Genomic DNA, 21,397 nt, shown 5'->3' on the forward strand with positions numbered 1-21,397 from the left:
TTTCGGGGGTGCGACAAAAAAAACCGGATTGATTGTAGAAAGCGCTTTTTTTGGGTTGACCGAACGGATCGCTCTACCTATGTTCCGCGCACTTCCGAAGGGCATCCCAGCCCCGACACGGGAGAGCGTAGCTCAGCCGGTAGAGCAACTGACTTTTAATCAGTAGGTCCAGGGTTCGAATCCCTGCGCTCTCACCACCTTCATCAAAGATATCAGTAAGTTAAGACGCATAATGCCCATCGATATGTTCGCTGGCGGTAACGATATGCGCTTGCGCCGCGTGACATGAAGTTGCGTTACGACAGACCTCGTCCCTGAAACTGCCTCCCAGAAGAACGCAAATCGCCGCCCTCCCTGACACGCCGTCCCCTGGCTCGCGAACCGGCCGATAAGGCCGCTCAATGCAAAGCATGGTACGATGGCGTGTGCTAATACCTGATCCGTGTAGGGGCGGCCTTCGGTCCGGAGTCGGTTGTCGGATTGGCGCGAGCCAAGGGAGAAAGAACAATGGCAACCCATATCGAAGACGACAGTGACATGCTCATACCTCAGGACCTGGCGGAGGGAGCGAGCCGTTATCTGGGGAAACCGCTTGAGCTGCTGCCGGACAGGGAAAAAGCAATATTTCGTCGTCTTGCAGCAAGGCGCACCATCTCGGCGGACGCGAATGCGGTTTTCGACGAGAGACTGACGCCCGGCCAGCGGCTTGCGGATGCGGTTGCCAAATTCGGTGGTTCCTGGACCTTTATCCTTATATTTGCGGCTTTGCTTGCGATATGGCTGAGCGCAAACATCATCGCGGCTTCGAACGCCTTCGATCCCTACCCGTTCATTTTCCTCAACCTCATCTTATCCATGCTCGCAGCGGTTCAGGCGCCGGTGATCATGATGAGCCAGAACCGACATGCGGCCAAGGATCGGATCGACGCCGCACATGACTACGAGGTCAATCTGAAGGCAGAGATCGAAATCATGGCGCTGCACGATAAGTTCGATCGGATGCGCTCTATCGAGCTGAAAGCCCTCGTCGATAAACAGCAGCAGCAGATCGACCTTTTGACAAAACTCGTGCTGAAACAAACAGGCTAGAAAATTTACGTCAGAATACGGAAAATCGCGCCCGCGCGCCGATTGTGCAACGGAACGCGCTTTGTGTGCCGGTCGTACATTAGCAGCTGCAGCATTTCATGGATGGTTTCCAGACAAGCTATGTGCTTGCGCATCCCTCATATAGAGCGCAGAATAAATCAATGGCAGCATTTGAAGCGGGCGCTGTTATGTAAAGGTGCATCTGCCTTGGCCCCAACCAAAGGAGGACGAAATGTCTTCCACCAATCGAAAACGAAATGTCGATCCAGATCGTGCGCCACTGCTCGTCAAGGCGATCGACAGGCTTGAAAAGGGTGCTGCAACGTTATGCGGTTCGTCGAAATTCGACGCGTGCAGGCCAGTTCTGATCGCCGCCATTCGACGTGGTTCCGGCAGGCGTAAACCAATCCCGGCTGCGTCGGCTCCTCACCATAAGAACCGGGACATATTTCAGTCTACCCAAAAATCCGGAAGCCCGGCTGTCGAGAGATGGGAAAAGGAAGGCGGCGCGATCAGATGATCGTTGTCACCTGCCCAGAACGGAGTGATCATCATGGCGTCAAGTGTCCATCTAGAAGAAATGACATCGGCGGAATGCATCGCATTCCTTTCCCGGATGAGCTTCGGGCATCTTGCCTGTATCGATCATGACAGGCCCTATGTGGTGCCGATCCATTTCGTGTTTCACGAGGGTGGAGTCTACAGCTTCTCGATGATGGGAGCCAAGATAGAGAATATGCGCCTGAACCCTCATGTTTGCCTTCAGGTCGATGAGGTCAAAAACACCAGCACATGGACAAGCGTAATTCTCCATGGCCTCTATCAGGAGCTTGAAGATAACGAGCAATGGCAAAGCGAGCGGATCTACGCCTGGTCTCTGATCCAGAAACACCCGAACTGGTGGGAGCCGGGAGGCTCAACGATCCATCCGCACGAAAATGGAACAGACTCCACCAAGCCGATTTTCTTCAGCATCCAAAAAGAAAGCCTCACGGGCCGCAAAGCGGTCCAGAGGGAAGATTTCGTGCGTTAAGCGGCCTCCCTCTATAGATAGGCGTACACATACCGCGCAATATTGTCATAAAAACTGGAGAGATAGGCTGGCACCCGGTTCAACCGGGCAAATTTGCTGCCGCGATATTCCGCGCGCGTGCCGACCAGCGTGTCCGGATCGCCGAAAGGCAGAAAATCCTTTTCGGTGACGTAGACATGCGTGCCGTAACCCCAGCCGCATTCCAGCGCACGGTCGAAAGGCAGCGTCATCACCCTTGCCGCTTTCAGAAACTCCTCCGCTCCACCGCGTGAGATAATATAGCAGGCCGACGATCCCTGTGGCCCATATATGCAGCGCCCCAGCTTGTCTCCGAGAGCGCTGGTCTTCCTGGCTCTGAAACCTCTGTGGCGGTGATTGGTCAGCTTTACGATGGAATTCTCAGGCATGATCGCGACCATTGCCTTGACCCGATCGGAGAAGTCAGGCGTGAAGGTAACATCATCCTCAACGATCACGGCAACCGGCGCATCCGTGGCGAGGAAAATCTCCAGTGCCTTGATATGGCTGGCATAACAGCCATACTCCCCAGGCAAGGCATGACGGCCGTTGCGAAGCTCAAAGCCGCGCCTGTTAAAATCCGTCCATTCGGCAGCGGGAATGGTCTTACCGTCAACACCTTCCACCGGGCGCAAATCCAGCCCAAGACCTGATGCTCCGTTCAGCATCTTTTCAAGACGGGCGCGCGCTCTGGCGATGGAGATGATGTAAACGGGAAAAGCGGATATCGGCAGCATTCGGAAAGCACCATGCGCATAGAGTCGGGAAACCGTCTCCTACAGCATGTGGCGCACCCTGTCTGCATGCCGTGATTTCCACGCCGGCGAAATTTCGGGCGAGCAACGCGCAAGCTTTGACGGTTCGAGAATGCGGCGCGAGATTATTTACGCGGGGCGGTGCGGCGGCAGCGCCAGTTCCAGTCTCTGGCTTCGCCCGTATCCATGTGAACCGATTCGGTGTGGCAATAGGTGCCTACACCACCACGCTGCGGCATCGAGCGCAGATAGGACGCAAGCTCCCATTTGGAAACGCCCTTGATCTGAATGTCGGCTGCATCGCAGGTGTAGTGCTTGGAACCCTGCCTTATGCCCTTTGGCGGGCGATAACCCGAGGTGACGATGGCCGGGCTGTTGTAGTGGCGCTCGACATCCTTGATCATGCGCACCAGTTCCGGCTTGAAACAACCGACTTCAACATGATCGGTCTGCAGGAAAAGCCCGTTCGGAGAAACTCGAGTGAGGCCGGAGAGCGAGGCAAGCTTCATCAGGCCGGCCGGCTGGTCATCCTCGTCTTCGAGATGCGCATCGTCGAATTCGTCAGACATCATCGAACGGCCGGAAAGCGCTATACCCATCGTCCTGTCCGACCCGCCGGAAAGCGCGGCAACCTGCGTATTCTCCGCCGTACCGTTTTCGATCATTTTCGGAAGGCGCTTCTTGGCCGCACCGGCGAAGAAAGCTGCCAGCGGCACGACTGTGCCCTCACTTTCCTGCCCCTCGCCTGCCCGTTTCCCGGCTCCAGAAGACTGCGCTGAAGCAGCTGCGAGCTGTTCCGACGCATTTTGCGGCGCTGGTACGGGAACAGCCTGACGGTTTTCGCTGTGCTGTTCTGCCGGTACCGGCACGGCAGTCGGCACTTGTCCCGTTGCGGATACCGGTTGCGGCTGTGTCGCCTGCACTGGTGCCGAATAGACGCTGCTGACGGCGGGCGCGATCCCCCGGGAAGGTGCGCCCGCGGCGGCTGTAGCTCCCGCCGCAACGGCAGGTCTGCTTGAATATATGCTTGATGTACCCGCGGAAATCGCCGTCGGCTGCGTCGTCAGGCCGCCAATATCGGCGGCGGCACCGTAACCCTGTGCGGGGCCACCGGGCGCCTGCGGCTGGGCCGCAACGGCCCCGCCAGTTGCGGAGGCCACGGCGGGATCCACATAATGCCCCTGCTGCTGTTTGGCGGCCGGATTATGAACCGCCGATGCCGCCTGCGCCTTCTGCTCGGCGGAAATCGCCGGCTTTTTGCTGTTGGCAGCCATGTCGTCATCCGTCACCGCTGAAACGCATCCGGCAAGCCCGAGCAACGAAACCGCGACAACAAGACGCTGACAGGCAACGCGTCCTTTCGCGCTATCGACAGCTTTCATGGGTGGCCTCCGTATCTTGCATTTACAACAGCAGCACGGGAACGGAATCGTCTGCTTTTTCAAAACAGGACATGCCGTTTCGATTCGCGGACTATGCCTCAACCCATCCGGACAAGGCAAGAGTGACCGAAATCGTCGCTTCTGGTCGGGAAAACCCCTACCAGGAACCCGTATTCTGCATAGATATCCACGGTTCGGCTGGCGCGAGGCTTTCGCCCTTCTGCAAGATTTCGAAAGAAATACCGTCGGGCGAACGAACGAAGGCCATGTGACCGTCACGCGGCGGCCGGTTGATCACGACGCCATTTTGCTGAAGGTGGGCACAGAAGTCGTAAATATTGTCGACCTCATAGGCTAGGTGCCCGAAATTGCGGCCGCCGGTGTAATCTTCGGTGTCCCAATTGTAGGTGAGTTCAAGGGAAGGCGCCTTTTTTTCCCGCGCCGCAGAGACATCGTCGCGCGCTGCAAGAAAAACCAGAGTGAAACGGCCTTTTTCGTTTTCGATCCGGCGTATTTCCTCGAGACCCATCAGGTCGCAATAGAATTTCATTGATTCGCCAAGGTCTTTGACGCGAACCATCGTGTGCAGATACCGCATTTTCTTCCTCTCCAATACACTTTTCCGGGCCATAAACGCATGATCGCAAGCCCCGGACAAGGACGGCGACATAAAAGCAGCTACGCAAATCAAAAACTAGGGCTTGCGTGGAACCGTTACCAAGATGTTAATCTGGTACACAGGAATCAGTTGACCGGTGTGTGGCGCGTAATCGAGGGGTTGGCAGGATATGGCTGATAGGATGTCATCGAAAACGATAGTCGATGTCGAGGACCTTTCGGCCGATGCCGTGGACCTGACCGAAATCACCGGCGCGGTGAAATGGTTCGACGTTGCCAAGGGTTTCGGCTTTATCGTGCCTGACAACGGCATGCAGGACGTGCTGCTGCATGTCTCCTGCCTGCGCCGCGATGGGTATCAGACCATTCTCGAGGGTACGCGCATCGTTGCCCTCATCCAGCGGCGTGACCGCGGCTTTCAGGCCTTCCGCATCCTGTCGATGGATCAGTCCACCGCCGTTCATCCGTCGCAGCTGCCGCCGGTTCGCACCCATGTGCAGGTCACGCCGTCAAGCGGGCTTGAGCGTGCAATCGTCAAGTGGTTCAACCGCATCAAGGGCTTCGGCTTCTTGACGCGCGGCGAAGGCACCGAAGATATTTTCGTGCATATGGAGACGCTGCGCCGCTTCGGCCTCACGGAACTGCGTCCGGGCCAGGTGGTGCTGGTGCGCTTTGGCGATGGCGACAAGGGTTTGATGGCGGCGGAAATCCACCCCGACAACCCGGCCCCGATCGGGATGTCGCACTGATGGCCGCTGTGTTTCGCAACTTGATGAAGAGCGCCGTTCTGGCGCTTCTTTTTTTCACGCTCTCAAGCGCAGCGCAGGCTCAACAGCAGCAGACGTTTCAATCCGAACCGCTGACGATAGAGACCGCCTCCGGAGAAACCCACGAATTTGTTGCGGAGCTGGCGCTGGACAACGCCCAGCGCGAACAGGGCCTTATGTTTCGCAAGTCCATGCCGCTTGGAAGCGGTATGCTGTTCGATTTCGGCAAGGAGCGGGACGTGGCCATGTGGATGAGGAATACTCTCATTCCGCTCGACATGCTGTTTATCGCCCGGGACGGGCGCATAACCCATATCCACGAAAACGCCGTCCCACATTCAGAAGCGATCATCAGCTCCCGTGGGTCGGTCAAATTCGTGCTTGAACTGAATGGCGGCACTGCCAAACGCTACGGCATCAAACCGGGCGATGTGGTGCGCAGTGCGCAAATCGGCAACCGGAAATGACATTGCCGCGTTACTGCGTTTGAAAAGGCCGGACGACGTTTCGCCCGGCCGGCAAGATCTCAGTAGACCGGCTCGATATGGCTCAAAATCCGGCAATTGGAAATGGATGCGGCAAGATTGATGGCAATGTCGATTGCCTCGACCGAATCCGCCGTCCCTTCAAGATAGATCACGTCATTTTCGACGGTTGCGGAAATCCGCGACTTCTCGAGACCGTTTTCGAAAGCCAGTGCAGAGGTGATGGCCTCGCATACACCCGCCATGCGGTCTCCAAAGAAGCTTTCCTGAATGCCTGACAAATTGAACATGTGCGTTCTCCTTCTTGGCTATTACAACGCCCGAATCACGGTTTTGTTCATCTCCGGTTCATCAATTCGTTCATCTTCCATTCATCTTGGCAAATTGGAACCCCCTGCCCGATCACATTTTAGGTGATCGGGAACCATTTCGTGAGGTGAGCATTTCGCGCATGGGAGTGAAATCTGCCGTCAAGGCGCATGAAACAGGGAGGAGAATGACATGCTGATTAACAAAACGGAGCCGTGTCACCACGCCTCGTGGATGAAGCCGGTGGCAATCCACCTGCCGCTATCCGCAGCGGTGGAAATCTACAGCCCTCTGGTGGCGCTGGACATGCTGATGTACCGCTGGCCGGATGAACACGGACCGGAATATGAGGACGCACGCAGGAACTGTCTCGATGCTATCGCCGGAAAATGCGACATCGAAAAAGCGCGGGAATCGTTTCTGGTCGCAAGCAGCCACGCGCATATTCTGAACATCCACTAGCTCGTCACGCGGAAGGCTTTGTGAATATTATAGACTAAATATCAGTCACTTACGGTGATGACAACCGGATGGGCGACAAGTCGATCTGCGTTCATCAACATGCCTCCATAGGTCAAAACAACGGGCAATCCACCTGCGTGGATCGCCCGTTTGATTGAAGCCTGAACTTCGTCCTGTTCAAATGGCCGGGTGCACAGGGATCGGGAGGTTGCTGTGAGATACACCGTCTTAGTTTTCCCCATGCACCGGCAGTCAATACTCGGATAGATTTCGGTCTTACAATCGGTGTTTCGACGCGACTATTCCTGATAGCGCGACACGCCCGCTTCGTCGCTATCGCATTCAACCAGGCAAACAACCGTCTCCCCTAGCGAACAGGTTGCCTGGAAAAACCGTTCACGCTTTCTCGGTAACAAACGCGGCATCGACCCGTGCGCCAAGGGCGCATGAACGACCGAAGTCGGATCTTGCCTGCGGAACATGACATGTAACTGTCATGCAAACGTTATAATCCGCAATGACGAATTCCATGGAATCGGTTGGCGGGTAAACCGCTGAAAGCTTGGGAGTGGAACTGGCCAGCATGGAAACTGTTTTTGCCCTTTGCGCAATTCTGCTCCTCGCCTTCAATCTTCTCGGCGTCGTTCTGGCAGGCTGGCGGCTTAAAAGACGCGATACGGACAACGCACTTGTCCGGCAGAAACCGCCGGTATCGCTGGTGGTGCCGCTGCGCGGCATCGAAACTTTCACGCCGCTGACGCTGTCGCGCGCCTTCCAGCTCAACTGGCCGGACTATGAGCTTCTGTTCTGCGTCGCCGACGAGTTCGATCCCGTGATCGAGGAAGTGCGCAAGGCAAGCGCAGCCTTCCCCGCAGTTTCAGCGCAATTGCTCATCGGCGATGATCGCATCAGCGCCAATCCCAAACTGAACAATTGCGTCAAGGGCTGGCGTGCTGCCCGACACGAATGGGTCATTCTGGCCGATTCCAATGTTTTGATGCCGCAATCCTATATCGAAACCATGATGTCGGCCTGGCGGCCGGATAGCGGACTGGTCTGCTCGCCACCGCTCGGCTCCCGGCCGGATGGCTTTTGGGCGCATGTGGAATGCGCCTTCCTCAACGGCTCGCAAGGCCGCTGGCAATATGCGGCGGAAGCCATCGGCATGGGCTTCGCGCAGGGCAAATCGATGTTGTGGAACAAGCCGTTCCTGGAAGAGCGCGGCGGCATCCGCGCGCTCGCCGCCGAAATCGCCGAAGATGCCGCTTCCACGAAGCTGGTCAGAAATGCCGGTCGCAAGGTACATCTGGTGTCGGCCCCGTTCGAGCAGCCGCTCGGACATCGCCATGCCGGTGAGATCTGGTCGCGGCAGACCCGCTGGGCGCGGCTGCGGCGCGTCACCTTCCCGCAATATTTCGCCCCGGAAATCCTCACCGGCGCGCTTCCCCCGCTCCTCTTCGCGCTCGCTGCCGCCGTTGCCGCGGATGTGAACCTTGCCGTCACCGCGATTGCCATACTCGCCGTCATGTACGGCCCGGAACTGACGCTCGCAGCTCTCAACCGGTGGCCGGTATCTCTCTATACCCTTCCGGCAATGGTCGCGCGGGATGTCATCATGCCATTCGTCTGGGTACGCAGCTGGATCGGCAGCGCGGTTGCATGGCGCGGCAATGTCATGACGATCGGCACGGCCGAAAGCACATTGGCCGGACCTTCAGCGGACTGAACGGAAGCTATTATTTGAAGGGGTTACACCGACAAGCGAATGTTTCGCTTTAAATGGTCGGAGTGGAGAGATTCGAACTCCCGACCCTCTGGTCCCAAACCAGATGCGCTACCAGACTGCGCTACACTCCGCCGAGGCGATGGCTGGGGAATACACGGTTCACCCGCAGTCCGCAACAGGGAAATTCATCTTTGTTGAGCCCATTGCCTCGATTATTGAAAACTCATGCAACGCGATGGGACCGTGAAGAGGCCGCAAGGGATAATCGTCTTGACTCTCACATGGAGTCGGTCCATTTCAAATTCAGCGTTCCTGACACGATTTGGTTATTCTATTCAGGTACGTGAATAGTAATCCGGGGCGCATGCCCCACCGCCCAACCGGAGCAGTTTCGACATGTCTGCGAAGATTTACCGCCCTGCAAAGACCGCCATGCAATCCGGCAAGGCGAAAACCAATGTCTGGGTTCTGGAATTCGACGCTGAGGTCCCGCGCAAGATCGATCCGATCATGGGATACACCTCGACATCCGACATGAAGCAGCAGGTCAAGCTGACATTCGAGACGCAGGAACAGGCCGAAGCCTATGCGCAGCGCAAGGGCATCGAATACCGCGTCATCCAGCCAAAGGAAGCAACCCGCAAGGTTGTATCCTACACGGATAATTTCCGCTTCAACCGCACCCAGCCCTGGACGCATTGAAGAAGACGCACTGAACGATTTTCAGCCGGAGCAATAATAGTCCGGCACGACGGCCCCTTAGCTCAGCTGGATAGAGCGTCGACCTTCTAAGTCGAATGTCGCAGGTTCGAATCCTGCAGGGGTCGCCATCTCCATCTAAACTGCCGCTTTCGGGATCCAGATCGCGGAAATGTCGTCGCCATACGGCACTGCCTCACTCTCCAAAGCACAAATCCCGACCCAGGCGCACACGACGGCATCCATCTTGTCCTCAAAAGCCTTCATCTCCCATCCCTTTGCGTTCGTCGCGGGAATGATGAGTGCATCGGCAACCCCACCTATCCGTCGATCCAGATGTGCGATGATGAAAGACCAGACCTCGAGGAGTCTGGCGCGACGGTCTGCGGACGTATCCGACCGCCAGTAGCTGCCGACTTTTCCCTGCTTATACGGAAGCCGTTTCGCGGCGTTGGTCAGTTCAACAAGCGCAGGGTGCGGGTAGACTTCGAGCAGACCGGGACTGCTGATTTCCCTGGTTAATAACGGATATCCCGCAAGTTCAAACCCCATTTTAAGATCATCACTGACCTTGCCGGGCCTGATTGCATTTGGGGTATGGGTGCCGCATTGCCGGGAACCATAGGCGGAAGACACCAGATTGTCAGAAGCACGGCGGGCAGTAATCGGTTGATGCGAGAGCGGCATATCAATCGTAACGAGATCCATCTTGCATCCTGCAAGGGCTTCTGCGGCCGCCAGAAGCGCCAATGCTTCGGCAACTGATCCCCTGGGGCGATCAGCGAGAACCCGGATATCGCTTCCACAGGCGAGGAAGCCAACGTAGGAAGATGCGGCGGCACGCAGCGTCCAGCCTGTTCCATCGTTGATGACCAAGGCGACCCCGCTTGGCTGGGTAACAGTCCATGCGGCGTCTATACCCAATACGGCTTTCAGAGCGTCACCCCTGCCCGAACAGCGTAAAATACCCCCAGGCGGCGGCAAAAAAAGCGATGATGGCGGCGATCGTCAGGGCTTTTTTCGATTTTGGCCCAAGCGGCTGGCGCGGCTTTTTCGGGGGCGCCGGTTTGCGGAACTTCACCACATTGTCGTTCATTATATCATCGTCCTGCATGTCGCTGCTGAAACCGGCGCCACATCAATGGCATCGGCCTTTTCGGATTTACCTCTAGCAGACCAGAGCTATCATAAATATTACCAAGTTTTCACTTCCCCCTTTGGGCAAGCTATGTCACTTCCCACAATCAGAGGAATACAAACAGCGACAGACGGACCGGAAACAGGGGTTGGAAACAATCCTCTGTGGTATTTTGAATTTTGCGGGTGACGAAAATGAATGACGCCAACACCAATGGCCGCGACACGGAAAACAGCCAGCCCGATCTGCGGGACATTCTGGGTACCAGCAGGTCAGGTAGAAAGAAGAAGTCGCGCCGCTATCTCTATGCCGCAGCAGCCGTGGTGCTGATCGGCGGGGGCCTTGGCTATTATTACCAGTCGCGTGCCGCGGGCGTCGCCTATACCTACACCACGGAAGCGGCGAGACAGGGCGACCTTTCCGTCATCGTAACCTCCACCGGCTCAGTCCAGCCGACCGATCAGGTCGACATATCGAGCGAATTGTCCGGCACCATTCGCAAGGTCAACGTTACCTATAACAGCCCGGTCAAATCAGGCGATATTCTGGCGGAACTGGACACCAACAAGCTGGAGGCCGACGTGCAGAGCGCCCGCGCCAAGCTTGCCTCCGCCAAGGCCAATGTGCTGAAGGCGCGCGCCGATCTCGGCTCGGCAAAAACATCGATGGAGCGTCTGCGGTCCCTCGTCCAGAGCCGGGTCTCCAGCCAGCAGGATCTGGATGCCGCGCAGTTCAACCACGATGCCGCCGGCGCCACGCTACAGGTCAACGAGGCGACCGTGCTTTCGGCGGAAGCGGATTTGCGGCTGGCCGAGGTCAATCTCGGCAAGGCGAAGATCGTCTCGCCCATCGATGGTGTCATCCTCACCCGCAGTGTCGATCCCGGCGCCACCGTTGCCTCCTCGCTCAACGCTCCCGTGCTGTTCACCATTGCTGGCGATCTGCGCCATATGGAATTGCAGGTGTCGGTGGATGAGGCGGATGTCGGCAAGGTTGAAACCGGGCAGAAGGCCACCTTCAACGTCGATGCTTATCCCGACCGTAGCTTCCCGGCTGAAATAGAGACCGTGCGTTTCGCCTCCGAGACCGTGTCTAACGTAGTGACCTACAAGGGCATATTGACGGTGGACAATGAGGAATTGCTGCTGCGCCCCGGCATGACGGCAACCGCCAATATCGTCGTCGAGGAGATCAAGAATACGCTGCTGGTGCCGAATTCCGCGCTCCGATATACGCCGCCGCGCGAATCCGCCTCCCGTGGCGGTGGCTTGATGAGCCTGTTCCGCCCTCCCCGCATGGGCCGGTCGCAGAACCGCGATGCCGGTCCGGCCGCGACAGGCAAAAGAACGGTGTGGGTGCTGCGTAACAACACGCCCGTCTCGGTTTCGATCGAAACCGGCTCCACCGATGGCCAGCATACCGTGGTAAAATCGGGCGAGTTGAAGGCCGACGACCTGGTGATTACCGACGCCTCAGCCCGCAACGCCGGCTGACGGAGGAAAACCGCATGCAACAGCCGCCGCTCATAGAATTCCGCGATGTCGTCAAGCAATATGGCCGGGGCGAAGCGACGATCCGCGCGCTTGACGGCGTCAGCCTGTCGATCCACGAGAAGGAATTCGTCGCCATCATGGGGCCATCCGGCTCCGGCAAATCCACCTCGATGAACATCATCGGCTGCCTGGATGTGCCGACATCGGGCGAATATCTGTTTCAGGGCGTGCCGACCAGCGGTTTCGACAATGAACATCTGACGCTGCTGCGCCGCCACATGCTGGGTTTCGTGTTTCAGGGCTTCAACCTCCTGTCGCGGACCTCGGCGGTGGAAAATGTCGAGCTGCCGCTCGTGTACCGGGGCATGAAAGCCTCGGAACGGCGCGCGCGCGCCATGGAGGCGCTTGCACAGGTGGGTTTGAATGGCCGCGAGCACCACACGACGCAGGAGCTTTCCGGCGGTCAGCAGCAGCGTGTGGCCATTGCACGGGCCATTGTCACCCGCCCCGCTCTGCTTCTCGCCGACGAACCCACAGGCAACCTCGACACCAAAACCAGCGCCGAGATCATGGAGCTGATCACCACGCTCAACCGCGACAAGGGCATTACGGTCGTCATGGTCACGCATGAAGAGGATATCGCTGCCCATGCGGGACGCCTCCTGCGTTTCGTGGACGGCCATCTCGCCTCCGACAGCACAGCGGAAAACAAGGAGACTTCCGATGTTCTTTGAAACGTCGCGTCTTGCGCTGCGCGCCATCAGCCGCAACCTGCTCCGCTCCTTCCTCACCGTGCTCGGCGTCGTCATCGGTGTTGCCGCCGTGATCGCCATGGTAACCATCGGCAACGGCACAACCGAACAGGTGAAATCGGAATTGTCGCGGCTGGGCACCAACATGCTGTTCGTGCGCCCCGGCCAGTTCGGGCCCGGCCGCGCCAGCACGGAAGCCAAACGTTTCGATGATCGCGATGTCGAGGCGATCCGCAACCAGATCAGCGGCTTGCGCGCCGTTGCTCCGCAAAACCGCAGCTCCGCCGCAACGGTCATTTTCGGCGGCAAGAACCACCAGACAAGCGTCATCGGCACCACCAATGATTATCTTGTAGCACAGGACTGGACGCTTGCGCTGGGCCGTGACTTCCAGCCGGCCGAAGATCGCGGAGGGCAGATAGGCTGCATCATCGGCGAAACGGTGCGGCAGGAACTCTTTGGCGCTGAAAACCCGGTCGGACAGACGATCCGCGTCAGCAACATTTCCTGCCCCGTCATCGGCGTTCTCGCCCGAAAAGGCCAATCCGGCCTCGGCGACGATCAGGATGACACCATCATCATGCCGCTCAAAATCCACCAGCGGCGCATCGGCGGCACCACCACCATTTCCTCCATCATGGTCTCCGCGCAGGACGGCGTTTCCACCGCCAAGGTGCAAAGCGACCTGCAGAACCTGCTGCGGGAACGGCGGCGCATCAACATTGGCCGCGAGGATGATTTCACCGTCAACGACATGACGCAGATCGCCTCGGCCATGACCGGCACGACAACGCTGCTCACCGGGCTTCTGGGTGCGGTTGCAGCCGTCAGCCTGCTGGTCGGCGGCATCGGCATCATGAACATCATGCTGGTTTCGGTAACCGAGCGCACCCGCGAGATCGGCATTCGCCTCGCCATCGGCGCACTGGAAAAACAGGTACTGACGCAGTTTCTGGTGGAAGCCGTCATGCTCTCTGCCCTGGGCGGCACGGTCGGCATCTTGACGGGCCTTGGCCTTGCCTATGGCGTCGTCAGCTTCCTCAACGTGCCCTTCGTCACCAGCCCGTCGATCATCTTCCTCGCCTTCGCCTTCTCGGCTGCCATCGGCGTGATTTTCGGCTATTTCCCGGCGCGGCGGGCAGCGAGTTTGAGCCCGATCGAGGCGCTGCGGCACGAGTGAAACGAGCCGTCGAGGCTGCAACGGCCTCAACGGAAAAGGTTCATGATTTACGGAGAGTTTCGATGTTCAAATCGGTATCGGATAGCGCCGCTGCTGCAGACGGCGGTTCGCTTGCGCTCTTCGTGGAACGAATTGACGGGCAAACGGAACTGTTTGTGATCAATCGCTCCCTCGCGTCACGCGGAACGCCCGACTACAACAAAGTCAGCTCCAGCCTTCGACCACTTGCCGAGGAGGATTGCGGGAAGATTGCAGCAGCTCTCGAGCCGCTTTTGACAACGACGCCATCGATTCATCCGCTGGCGGATTTTATCGATACGCTGAAACAGCAATCATCCCGCTGATCGGAAAAATGGCGCAGCCAATCAAACGCTGGCTTCAGCCTCGCGCTGCTTCGCCAGCGCCGCCAGATCGGCAGGCTTCAGTTCCACCGACTCACCGCAGCCGCAAGCTGACGTCTGGTTCGGGTTGTTGAAGGTGAAGCCGGAGCGCATCTTGGTCACTTCAAAATCCATCTGGGTGCCGAGCAGATAGAGCACGGCGGAGGGCTGAACCCACACCTTGGCTCCATCGAATTCGACCAGATCGTCCTTCGCATCCGCTTCCGTCACGAGGTCGATGGTATATTCCATGCCCGCGCAGCCGCCCTTCTTGATGCCGACGCGCACACCCTTGGCGTCAGGGCCGGAATTCTCGACGATTGCTTTAACGCGCGAGGCAGCAGCCCCGGTCATGGTCATGATCGCAAAGCCCATGGGCTTAATTCTCCTTCGACAATCGAGTTCAAGGCTCGATGTTTATGGATTTCAATTTAATAGTGCTTGAAGGCGCCATCAAGGGATGACGCCTGTCAAAATCACGTCAGTCTCAATACCAGCCGACGGCGACCTGAGCCTCTTCCGACATGCGGTCCGGCGTCCACGGCGGATCGAAGGTCATCGACACTTCGACACCGGAAACACCTTCGACCGCGCCGACGGCATTTTCCACCCAGCCCGGCATTTCGCCGGCAACCGGGCAGCCCGGTGCTGTCAGCGTCATGACGATCTTGACCATCCGGTCGTCCTCGATATCGATCTTGTAAACGAGACCGAGTTCGAAAATATCGGCCGGAATTTCCGGATCGTACACGGTTTTCAGCGCCGCGATCACGTCGTCGCTAAGACGCGCCAGTTCGTCGGGCGCAATGGAAGACGGCTTTGCAGCGTCTTCGGTCACATCATGGGTCTTTGCAGTGGCTTCGGCAGTCATGGTCCTGAACCTCAATCCTGATATCAGGCGAAAAATTTGCGCGCATAATCAAGCGCCTCGACAAGACGATCTACTTCGGCGCGGGTATTGTAAAGGCCGAACGATGCTCGGCATGTGGAGGTGACGCCGAACCGTTTCAAGAGCGGCATGGCACAATGGGTGCCGGCACGCACGGCAACGCCGCGCCGGTCTATCACCATCGACACGTCATGGGCATGGATGCCCTCGAGTTCGAAGGAGAAGATACCGCCCTTATCAGGCGCATTGCCGATGATTCGCAGTGAGTTGACCTCGCGCAGCCGCTCGGCAGCATAGGCCGCAAGATCAGCCTCGTGGGCTGCAATCGCGGCACGGCCGAGATTGTCCATATAATCAAGCGCATAGCCAAGACCGATAGCCTGCACGATGGGCGGCGTTCCCGCTTCGAAACGATGCGGCGGCTCGTTATAGGTCACATTGTCTTCGGACACGTCGAGGATCATCTCGCCGCCGCCCTGGAACGGCCGCATCTCGCTCAGGCGGTCAGCCTTGCCGTAGAGCACGCCGATGCCCGAGGGACCGTAAAGCTTGTGGCCGGTCATGACGTACCAGTCGCAATCGATATCGCGCACGTCGACCGGCATGTGAACCGCACCCTGAGAGCCATCGACAAGCACCGGAATGCCGCGCTCATGGGCGATGCGGCAGATTTCCTTGACCGGCACGATGGTGCCCAGCGCATTCGACATATGGGTGATGGCAACGAGCTTGGTGCGCTCCGTCAGGCTTTTTTCGAAAGCCTCGATATGGAACGCGCCGTCATCATCGACAGGCACCCAGACAAGCTTGGCGCCCTGCCGCTCGCGAATGAAATGCCACGGCACGATGTTGGAGTGATGTTCCATGATCGAGATGACGATCTCGTCGCCCTCGCCGATCTTTGGCATGCCGTAACCGTAAGCAACCGTATTGATCGCCTCGGTGGAGGATTTGGTGAAGACGATCTCGTCCACCGAACCGGCATTCAGGAAACGGCGCACCTTTTCGCGCGCCGCCTCATAGGCGTCAGTTGCGGCATTGGAGAGGAAATGCAGGCCACGATGCACATTCGCGTATTCATTGGAATAAGCATGCGAAACGGCGTCGATCACCACCTGCGGTTTTTGAGCGGACGCGCCGTTGTCGAGATAGACCAGCGGCTTGCCATAGACCTCGCGCGACAGGATCGGGAAATCCTTCCGCACGGCTTCAACGTCATAAGGGGCCGCCAATGCGGCGCGTTCGCTCTCAGGCATGATGTTCCAGCCAGCCGGAGATGATAGTCTCCAGCGCCTCTACCAGATTTTCTTCTTCCAGTTCCTCGGCGATCTCAGCGACGAAGGCATTGACGAGCATCGCCCGCGCCTTTGCCCGCGGCACGCCGCGCGCCATCAGATAATAGAGATGGTTGTCGTCAATATCGGCAACCGTCGCACCGTGACCGCACTGAACGTCGTCGGCGAAGATTTCAAGCTCCGGCTTTGCCGAGAACTCGCCATCGTCAGACATCAGCAGCGTATTGCACGCCATCTTCGCATCGGTCTTCTGGGCATCGGGGGCAACCCGGATCATGCCCTGGAAAATGCCCTTTGCACGGTCGAAGACCACGTTGCGGAACACTTCTGTCGAGGTCGTGTTCGGCACGTTGTGGCCAAGAACCATCGTCACGTCGGTATGGGTTTCGCCGCCCAACAGGTTGACGCCGCGAACGGTGAGGTCAGTACCCTCACCGTCCACGTCGATGCGCAGTTCCTGCCGCACCAGCTTGCCGCCGGCATTGATGACGAACAGACGAATCTTGGCGTCCGCACCGATTTTCATGCGCAGCTGGCCAAGATGAATATCGGCCGCGCCCTGTTGCTGCAGGATGATCCAGGTCACTTCCGCACCGTCTTCGACAACGATGTCGGTGACGGAGGAAACCAGGGCGGCATCCGAAGTCACCGAAAGGTGACGCTCGATGACGGTCGCCTTCGAACCCTTGCCGAAGCGCACCGGGAAGCGGCTGTGAACCTGACCTGCGCCATGGATCGCCTGCAATTCGATCGGCTTTTCGATCTCGGCATCAGCGGGAATGTCGAGCATCAGACCGTCGCGCACGAAGCTGCCGTTGATACGGCCGATCACGTCGTCCTTGCTGGCTTCCGCAAGGCCTGTGGCGGCCGAGCCGTCAAGCAGGCTCTCGGCAAAGCTGGAAACGCTGATGTCTTCGATCTTGCCGACATTGGCCGTGCCATGCAGCACGTAGGCGACGGACGAGCCGGCGACAACAGACGCCTGCTTTTCGATAACAGGTGCGGGCTGGTCCTCGGGAATGGCACGCAACAGGCTCTTGAGATCGGTATAGTGCCACGCCTCGATGCGGCGGGTCGGAAGACCGCCGGTCTTCAGATCGTCGAACAGCACGTCACGGGCGGCGACAACCGCACCATTGCCCGGCAATTCGCTGAACTTGGCGGTATAGGCGTCGATCAGCGCGGTTTCCGCTGGCGTCAGCCGATTGGTCGTTTGAATGTTCATGGACATCACCTCCTGGCCTCTGGCTTAGGCCGCTTCACCGATGATGTCGGCGTAACCATTGTTTTCCAGCTCCAGCGCCAGGGCCTTGTCGCCCGAACGGATGATCTTGCCCTTGTAAAGAACGTGAACGCTATCAGGCACGATGTAATCGAGCAGGCGCTGGTAGTGGGTGATGACGACAGTGGCGCGATCCGGCGACTTCAGCGCGTTGACGCCATCAGCCACGATCTTCAGCGCGTCGATGTCGAGGCCGCTATCGGTTTCGTCGAGAACGCAGAGCTTCGGCTCCAGCAGCGCCATCTGCAGGATTTCGGCGCGCTTCTTCTCACCGCCGGAGAAACCAACGTTAAGCGGACGCTTCAGCATGTCCATGTCGATCTTCAGATCGCCGGCAGCTTCCTTGACGCGACGGATAAAGTCCGGCGTCGTCAGCTCGGCCTCGCCGCGCGCCTTGCGCTGCTCGTTCATAGCAACCTTGAGGAACTGCATGGTGGCAACACCGGGAATTTCGACCGGATACTGGAAGGCCAGGAAAATACCCTTGGCAGCGCGCTCGGCGGCATCCAGTTCCAGAATGCTTTCGCCGTTATAGAGGATGTCACCGGAGGTGACCTCATAGTCTTCGCGGCCAGACAGGATGTAGGACAGCGTCGACTTGCCGGAACCGTTCGGGCCCATGATGGCCGCAACTTCACCGGCAGCAACCTTCAGGTTGAGGCCCTTGATGATCTCGGTTTCGGTATCGGCGATCTTTGCGTGCAGGTCGATGATTTCAAGCATGGTTTTATCCTAAGAATAGTGTGAGCGAAGGTGCGCGAAACCGCGCACTCAAAGTGCGTATTCGTATGACGATCAGCCGACCGAACCTTCCAGCGAAATGCCGATCAGCTTCTGCGCTTCAACCGCAAACTCCATCGGCAGCTGCTGGATAACATCCTTCACAAAGCCATTGACGATCAGTGCGATCGCCGACTCCTCGGGGATGCCGCGCTGCAGGCAATAGAACAGCTGGTCTTCGGAAATCTTCGACGTGGTCGCCTCATGCTCGAAATGAGCAGACGAGTTCTTCGCCTCGATATAGGGCACGGTATGCGCGCCGCACTTGTCACCGATCAGAAGCGAGTCGCACTGCGTGAAGTTGCGCGTGTTGGTCGCCTTGCGGTGAGCCGAGACCTGCCCGCGATAGACGTTTTCCGAGAAACCGGCGGCAATGCCCTTGGCGATGATGCGGCTCGACGTGTTCTTGCCGAGATGGATCATCTTGGTGCCACTGTCGATCTGCTGATGGCCGTTGGAAACCGCAATCGAATAGAATTCGCCACGGCTGTCGTCGCCGCGCAAAATGCAGGACGGGTATTTCCAAGTGATGGCCGAGCCGGTTTCAACCTGCGTCCACGAAATCTTCGAACGGTTGCCACGGCAATCGCCGCGCTTGGTCACGAAGTTGTAGATGCCGCCCTTGCCGTCCTTGTCGCCCGGATACCAGTTCTGGACGGTGGAATATTTGATTTCGGCATCGTCGAGTGCCACCAGTTCCACCACGGCGGCGTGAAGCTGGTTCTCGTCGCGCTGAGGTGCCGTGCAGCCTTCCAGATAGGAGACGTAGGCGCCTTCTTCGGCGATGATCAGCGTGCGCTCGAACTGGCCGGTGTTCTTTTCGTTGATGCGGAAATAGGTGGAAAGCTCCATCGGGCACCGAACGCCTTTCGGCACGAACACGAAGGAACCATCGGTAAAGACGGCCGAGTTCAGCGTTGCGTAGAAATTGTCCGTCTGCGGCACGACCGAACCGAGATATTTCTTCACCAGATCAGGATATTCGCGCACGGCTTCGGAGATCGACATGAAGATCACGCCGGCCTTTGCCAGTTCCGCCTTGAAGGTGGTGACAACGGAGACGCTGTCGAACACGGCATCCACGGCCACACGACGGTTTTCCACGCCGGCCAGGATTTCCTGTTCCTTCAGCGGGATACCCAGCTTCTCGTAAACCTTCAGCAGCTCCGGATCGACTTCATCCAGCGACTTCGGGCCGGGCGTGCTTTTCGGTGCGGCATAATAATAGAGATCGTTGAAGTCGATCTTGGGGTAGCTGACGCGCGCCCATGTCGGCTCTTCCATCGTCAGCCAGCGCTTGTAAGCCTCAAGACGCCATTCTAGCATCCATTCCGGCTCCTGCTTCTTGGCCGAGATGAAGCGGATCACCTCTTCCGAAAGGCCCTTCGGGGCCTTGTCGACTTCAATTTCGGTTTCGAAGCCGTATTTATACTGGTCCACATCGATCTGGCGAACCTGATCGATCGTTTCCTGAACCGCTGCCATGTCGTTCTCCAATCTCGCCGGAGCCAAGGTCCGGTGGCTTGTCAACGTATCAAGGCGGATAGCCGCCTTCATCCATCTTCGGGCAAATAATCCGGGCCCGTATAAACGGGGCGGAGCTTATACCCATGTAAGTGCGGGATGGCGCTTTTCACACATCCCGGCAAGCGGAAAATTGCTATTCCGCAATTCTTTGCCGCATTTTAAGCGGCCTGACCGGTCAGCCTGCGCCGCCCGGCAATTTTCGTAAAGGCTGCGAGCGCGTGCTCGATATCCGCCTCATCAGTCGCATGACCAAGGGAAATCCTGAGTGCGCCAAGCTTGGGATCGCGTCCCATCGCCGTCAGCACATGGCTTTCACCCACCTTGCCGGACGAGCAGGCCGAACCGGCCGAGAGCGCAATGCCTTCGATATCGAATGCAATCTGGCCCGTTTCCGCCTTCAAACCGGGCAAGGTGAAAAACGTGGTATTGCCGACACGGCCGACATCCTCACCGTAGATGATCACGTCAGGCGCAACTGCCCGCATGCCGTCTTCCAGCCTTGCGCGCAGCGCTGCAAGACGCGTCGCTTCGGTCTCGAGGTTTTGCGCAGCAATAGCGGCGGCGGCACCGAAACCGATGACCGACAGGGTATTTTCAGTACCGGAACGATGTCCCTTTTCCTGGCCGCCACCATGGATCAGCGGCTTCGGCATCATCACCTCGCCGCGGGACACCAGCGCCCCAGCACCCTTCGGGCCACCAAGCTTGTGGGACGAGATCACAAGGAAATCGGCATCCAATGCATTGATATCGAGCGGGATGCGGCCGGCAGCCTGCACGGCATCGACGACCATCAATCCCCCAGCTGCATGTGAAAGCCGCGCCGCTTCAGCCACCGGCTGAAGAATGCCGGTCTCATTATTGACCAGCATGCAGGCGACCATCGGCAGACCAGTGGACTTGTCGTGCGATGACAGCAGCGCCTCAAGGGCCGCAAGATCGATCACACCCGCTGACGTAACGGGAATTTCCGTAACGTCAGCCTTGTCGAACCGGCCCCCTTCGCGAAAAGCCGGGTGTTCGATCGCCGAAACGTAAAGACGACCATAGCGTACGGGAGCGCGCCCCATCTTGAATTCAGGCGAAAGCACCAGATTGGCCGCTTCGGTCGCACCGCTCGTAAAGGTCACATGTGACGCCTGGGCGCCGCAGACCACAGCTACGTCACGACGCGCGGCCTCGACGGCCGCACGGGCTGCGCGCCCTTCCCGGTGTACGGAGGACGGATTACCCGTGATATCGAGAGCGCGGACAAGAGCATCCCGCACCCCAGGCAAAAGCTGCGCCGTGGCGTTCCAGTCCATATATGTGCGCGTCAAAACCGTCATCGCGGAAAAG

At 58.2% G+C, this 21,397-nt stretch carries 24 protein-coding genes and 3 tRNA genes; 13 read left to right on the forward strand and 14 right to left on the reverse strand.

From position 1 onward, the window contains the following. Nucleotides 1-121: 121 nt before the first annotated feature. From QE432_RS21555 to QE432_RS21565, 3 genes are all read left to right on the forward strand, one after another. Nucleotides 122-197: transfer RNA gene (locus QE432_RS21555), tRNA-Lys, on the forward strand. Nucleotides 198-507: 310 nt separating this feature from the next. Continuing rightward, nucleotides 508-1,089, forward strand: coding sequence for a DUF1003 domain-containing protein (locus tag QE432_RS21560; RefSeq protein ID WP_003515941.1), 582 nt, complete (start codon nt 508-510; stop codon nt 1,087-1,089). Nucleotides 1,090-1,642: 553 nt separating this feature from the next. Then, nucleotides 1,643-2,122: a pyridoxamine 5'-phosphate oxidase family protein gene (locus tag QE432_RS21565; protein ID WP_236735593.1), complete on the forward strand. Its 480-nt coding sequence runs from the start codon at nt 1,643-1,645 to the stop codon at nt 2,120-2,122. An 11-nt stretch (nt 2,123-2,133) separates the two neighbouring features. Here the strand turns inward: QE432_RS21565 and QE432_RS21570 are convergent, their stop codons facing one another. From QE432_RS21570 to QE432_RS21580, 3 genes are all read right to left on the reverse strand, one after another. Continuing rightward, a complete protein-coding gene (locus tag QE432_RS21570) occupies nt 2,134-2,877 on the reverse strand; it encodes a glycosyltransferase family 25 protein (protein ID WP_306625581.1) in 744 nt (247 codons plus the stop codon). A gap of 143 nt (nt 2,878-3,020) precedes the next feature. After that, nucleotides 3,021-4,277 carry a YcbK family protein gene (locus tag QE432_RS21575; RefSeq protein WP_306625583.1) on the reverse strand — a complete coding sequence of 419 codons (1,257 nt, stop codon included), beginning with the start codon at nt 4,275-4,277 and terminating at the stop codon, nt 3,021-3,023. 157 nt (nt 4,278-4,434) lie between these two features. Next, the gene (locus QE432_RS21580; RefSeq protein WP_065659292.1) at nt 4,435-4,875 is read right to left on the reverse strand and encodes a VOC family protein; all 441 of its coding nucleotides are present in this window, start codon (nt 4,873-4,875) and stop codon (nt 4,435-4,437) included. Between the two features lie 190 nt (nt 4,876-5,065). Between QE432_RS21580 and QE432_RS21585 the strand changes: the two genes are divergently transcribed. Next, entirely contained in the window at nt 5,066-5,644 is a 579-nt protein-coding gene (locus tag QE432_RS21585; protein WP_306625585.1) for a cold-shock protein, read from the forward strand. After that, entirely contained in the window at nt 5,644-6,129 is a 486-nt protein-coding gene (locus tag QE432_RS21590) for a DUF192 domain-containing protein (protein ID WP_019567113.1), read from the forward strand. The genes QE432_RS21585 and QE432_RS21590 overlap by 1 nt, the downstream gene beginning before the upstream one ends. Nucleotides 6,130-6,188: 59 nt before the next feature. Here QE432_RS21590 and QE432_RS21595 read toward each other — a convergent pair whose 3' ends face one another. Continuing rightward, complete coding sequence (locus QE432_RS21595) at nt 6,189-6,437, reverse strand: BON domain-containing protein (protein WP_003515953.1); 249 nt, start codon at nt 6,435-6,437, stop codon at nt 6,189-6,191. A gap of 211 nt (nt 6,438-6,648) precedes the next feature. Between QE432_RS21595 and QE432_RS21600 the strand changes: the two genes are divergently transcribed. Further along, nucleotides 6,649-6,918 (forward strand): DUF982 domain-containing protein, encoded by a 270-nt coding sequence (locus QE432_RS21600; RefSeq protein ID WP_003515956.1) that lies wholly within the window; start codon nt 6,649-6,651, stop codon nt 6,916-6,918. A gap of 583 nt (nt 6,919-7,501) precedes the next feature. Beyond that, the gene (locus QE432_RS21605) at nt 7,502-8,644 is read left to right on the forward strand and encodes a ceramide glucosyltransferase (RefSeq protein WP_306625586.1); all 1,143 of its coding nucleotides are present in this window, start codon (nt 7,502-7,504) and stop codon (nt 8,642-8,644) included. A gap of 54 nt (nt 8,645-8,698) precedes the next feature. On the opposite strand, the gene QE432_RS21610 is transcribed toward QE432_RS21605, so the two are convergent. Next, nucleotides 8,699-8,775, reverse strand: a tRNA-Pro gene (locus tag QE432_RS21610). Nucleotides 8,776-9,040: 265 nt separating this feature from the next. On the opposite strand from QE432_RS21610, the gene QE432_RS21615 reads away from it, so the two are divergent. Both QE432_RS21615 and QE432_RS21620 read left to right on the forward strand, forming a co-directional pair. Continuing rightward, entirely contained in the window at nt 9,041-9,346 is a 306-nt protein-coding gene (locus tag QE432_RS21615; protein ID WP_003495468.1) for an ETC complex I subunit, read from the forward strand. Nucleotides 9,347-9,397: 51 nt separating this feature from the next. Beyond that, a tRNA-Arg gene (locus tag QE432_RS21620) sits at nt 9,398-9,474 on the forward strand. A gap of 7 nt (nt 9,475-9,481) precedes the next feature. Here QE432_RS21620 and QE432_RS21625 read toward each other — a convergent pair. Next, nucleotides 9,482-10,219 carry a DUF429 domain-containing protein gene (locus tag QE432_RS21625; protein WP_306625588.1) on the reverse strand — a complete coding sequence of 246 codons (738 nt, stop codon included), beginning with the start codon at nt 10,217-10,219 and terminating at the stop codon, nt 9,482-9,484. 64 nt (nt 10,220-10,283) lie between these two features. Continuing rightward, nucleotides 10,284-10,439, reverse strand: coding sequence for a hypothetical protein (locus QE432_RS21630; RefSeq protein ID WP_003515963.1), 156 nt, complete (start codon nt 10,437-10,439; stop codon nt 10,284-10,286). Nucleotides 10,440-10,675: 236 nt separating this feature from the next. Between QE432_RS21630 and QE432_RS21635 the strand changes: the two genes are divergently transcribed. The 4 genes from QE432_RS21635 to QE432_RS21650 all read left to right on the forward strand — a co-directional run bounded on the left by QE432_RS21635 (nt 10,676) and on the right by QE432_RS21650 (nt 14,250). After that, nucleotides 10,676-11,974 carry an efflux RND transporter periplasmic adaptor subunit gene (locus QE432_RS21635; protein WP_306625590.1) on the forward strand — a complete coding sequence of 433 codons (1,299 nt, stop codon included), beginning with the start codon at nt 10,676-10,678 and terminating at the stop codon, nt 11,972-11,974. A 14-nt stretch (nt 11,975-11,988) separates the two neighbouring features. Continuing rightward, nucleotides 11,989-12,708 carry an ABC transporter ATP-binding protein gene (locus tag QE432_RS21640; RefSeq protein WP_112292239.1) on the forward strand — a complete coding sequence of 240 codons (720 nt, stop codon included), beginning with the start codon at nt 11,989-11,991 and terminating at the stop codon, nt 12,706-12,708. Beyond that, the gene (locus QE432_RS21645; RefSeq protein WP_003515968.1) at nt 12,698-13,906 is read left to right on the forward strand and encodes an ABC transporter permease; all 1,209 of its coding nucleotides are present in this window, start codon (nt 12,698-12,700) and stop codon (nt 13,904-13,906) included. The genes QE432_RS21640 and QE432_RS21645 overlap by 11 nt, the downstream gene beginning before the upstream one ends. A 62-nt stretch (nt 13,907-13,968) precedes the next feature. Beyond that, the gene (locus QE432_RS21650) at nt 13,969-14,250 is read left to right on the forward strand and encodes a hypothetical protein (protein WP_003515970.1); all 282 of its coding nucleotides are present in this window, start codon (nt 13,969-13,971) and stop codon (nt 14,248-14,250) included. Nucleotides 14,251-14,271: 21 nt separating this feature from the next. Here the strand turns inward: QE432_RS21650 and sufA are convergent, their stop codons facing one another. The 7 genes from sufA to QE432_RS21685 all read right to left on the reverse strand — a co-directional run bounded on the left by sufA (nt 14,272) and on the right by QE432_RS21685 (nt 21,387). Next, nucleotides 14,272-14,661: a Fe-S cluster assembly scaffold SufA gene (sufA, locus tag QE432_RS21655; RefSeq protein WP_003515971.1), complete on the reverse strand. Its 390-nt coding sequence runs from the start codon at nt 14,659-14,661 to the stop codon at nt 14,272-14,274. A gap of 112 nt (nt 14,662-14,773) precedes the next feature. Beyond that, nucleotides 14,774-15,157: an SUF system Fe-S cluster assembly protein gene (locus QE432_RS21660; protein WP_003515972.1), complete on the reverse strand. Its 384-nt coding sequence runs from the start codon at nt 15,155-15,157 to the stop codon at nt 14,774-14,776. Between the two features lie 23 nt (nt 15,158-15,180). Continuing rightward, nucleotides 15,181-16,431: a cysteine desulfurase gene (locus tag QE432_RS21665; protein WP_003515973.1), complete on the reverse strand. Its 1,251-nt coding sequence runs from the start codon at nt 16,429-16,431 to the stop codon at nt 15,181-15,183. Continuing rightward, complete coding sequence (sufD, locus tag QE432_RS21670; protein WP_013636375.1) at nt 16,424-17,695, reverse strand: Fe-S cluster assembly protein SufD; 1,272 nt, start codon at nt 17,693-17,695, stop codon at nt 16,424-16,426. The genes QE432_RS21665 and sufD overlap by 8 nt, the downstream gene beginning before the upstream one ends. A 24-nt stretch (nt 17,696-17,719) precedes the next feature. Beyond that, a complete protein-coding gene (gene sufC, locus QE432_RS21675) occupies nt 17,720-18,475 on the reverse strand; it encodes a Fe-S cluster assembly ATPase SufC (protein ID WP_003507958.1) in 756 nt (251 codons plus the stop codon). Between the two features lie 72 nt (nt 18,476-18,547). Continuing rightward, nucleotides 18,548-20,017: a Fe-S cluster assembly protein SufB gene (gene sufB / locus QE432_RS21680; protein WP_003507956.1), complete on the reverse strand. Its 1,470-nt coding sequence runs from the start codon at nt 20,015-20,017 to the stop codon at nt 18,548-18,550. 200 nt (nt 20,018-20,217) lie between these two features. After that, nucleotides 20,218-21,387, reverse strand: a complete 1,170-nt coding sequence (locus QE432_RS21685; RefSeq protein ID WP_306625597.1) for a cysteine desulfurase family protein — start codon at nt 21,385-21,387, stop codon at nt 20,218-20,220. Nucleotides 21,388-21,397 lie beyond the last annotated feature (10 nt).

The organism is Agrobacterium sp. SORGH_AS_0745 (genome assembly GCF_030818995.1).
GTDB lineage: Bacteria > Pseudomonadota > Alphaproteobacteria > Rhizobiales > Rhizobiaceae > Agrobacterium > Agrobacterium tumefaciens.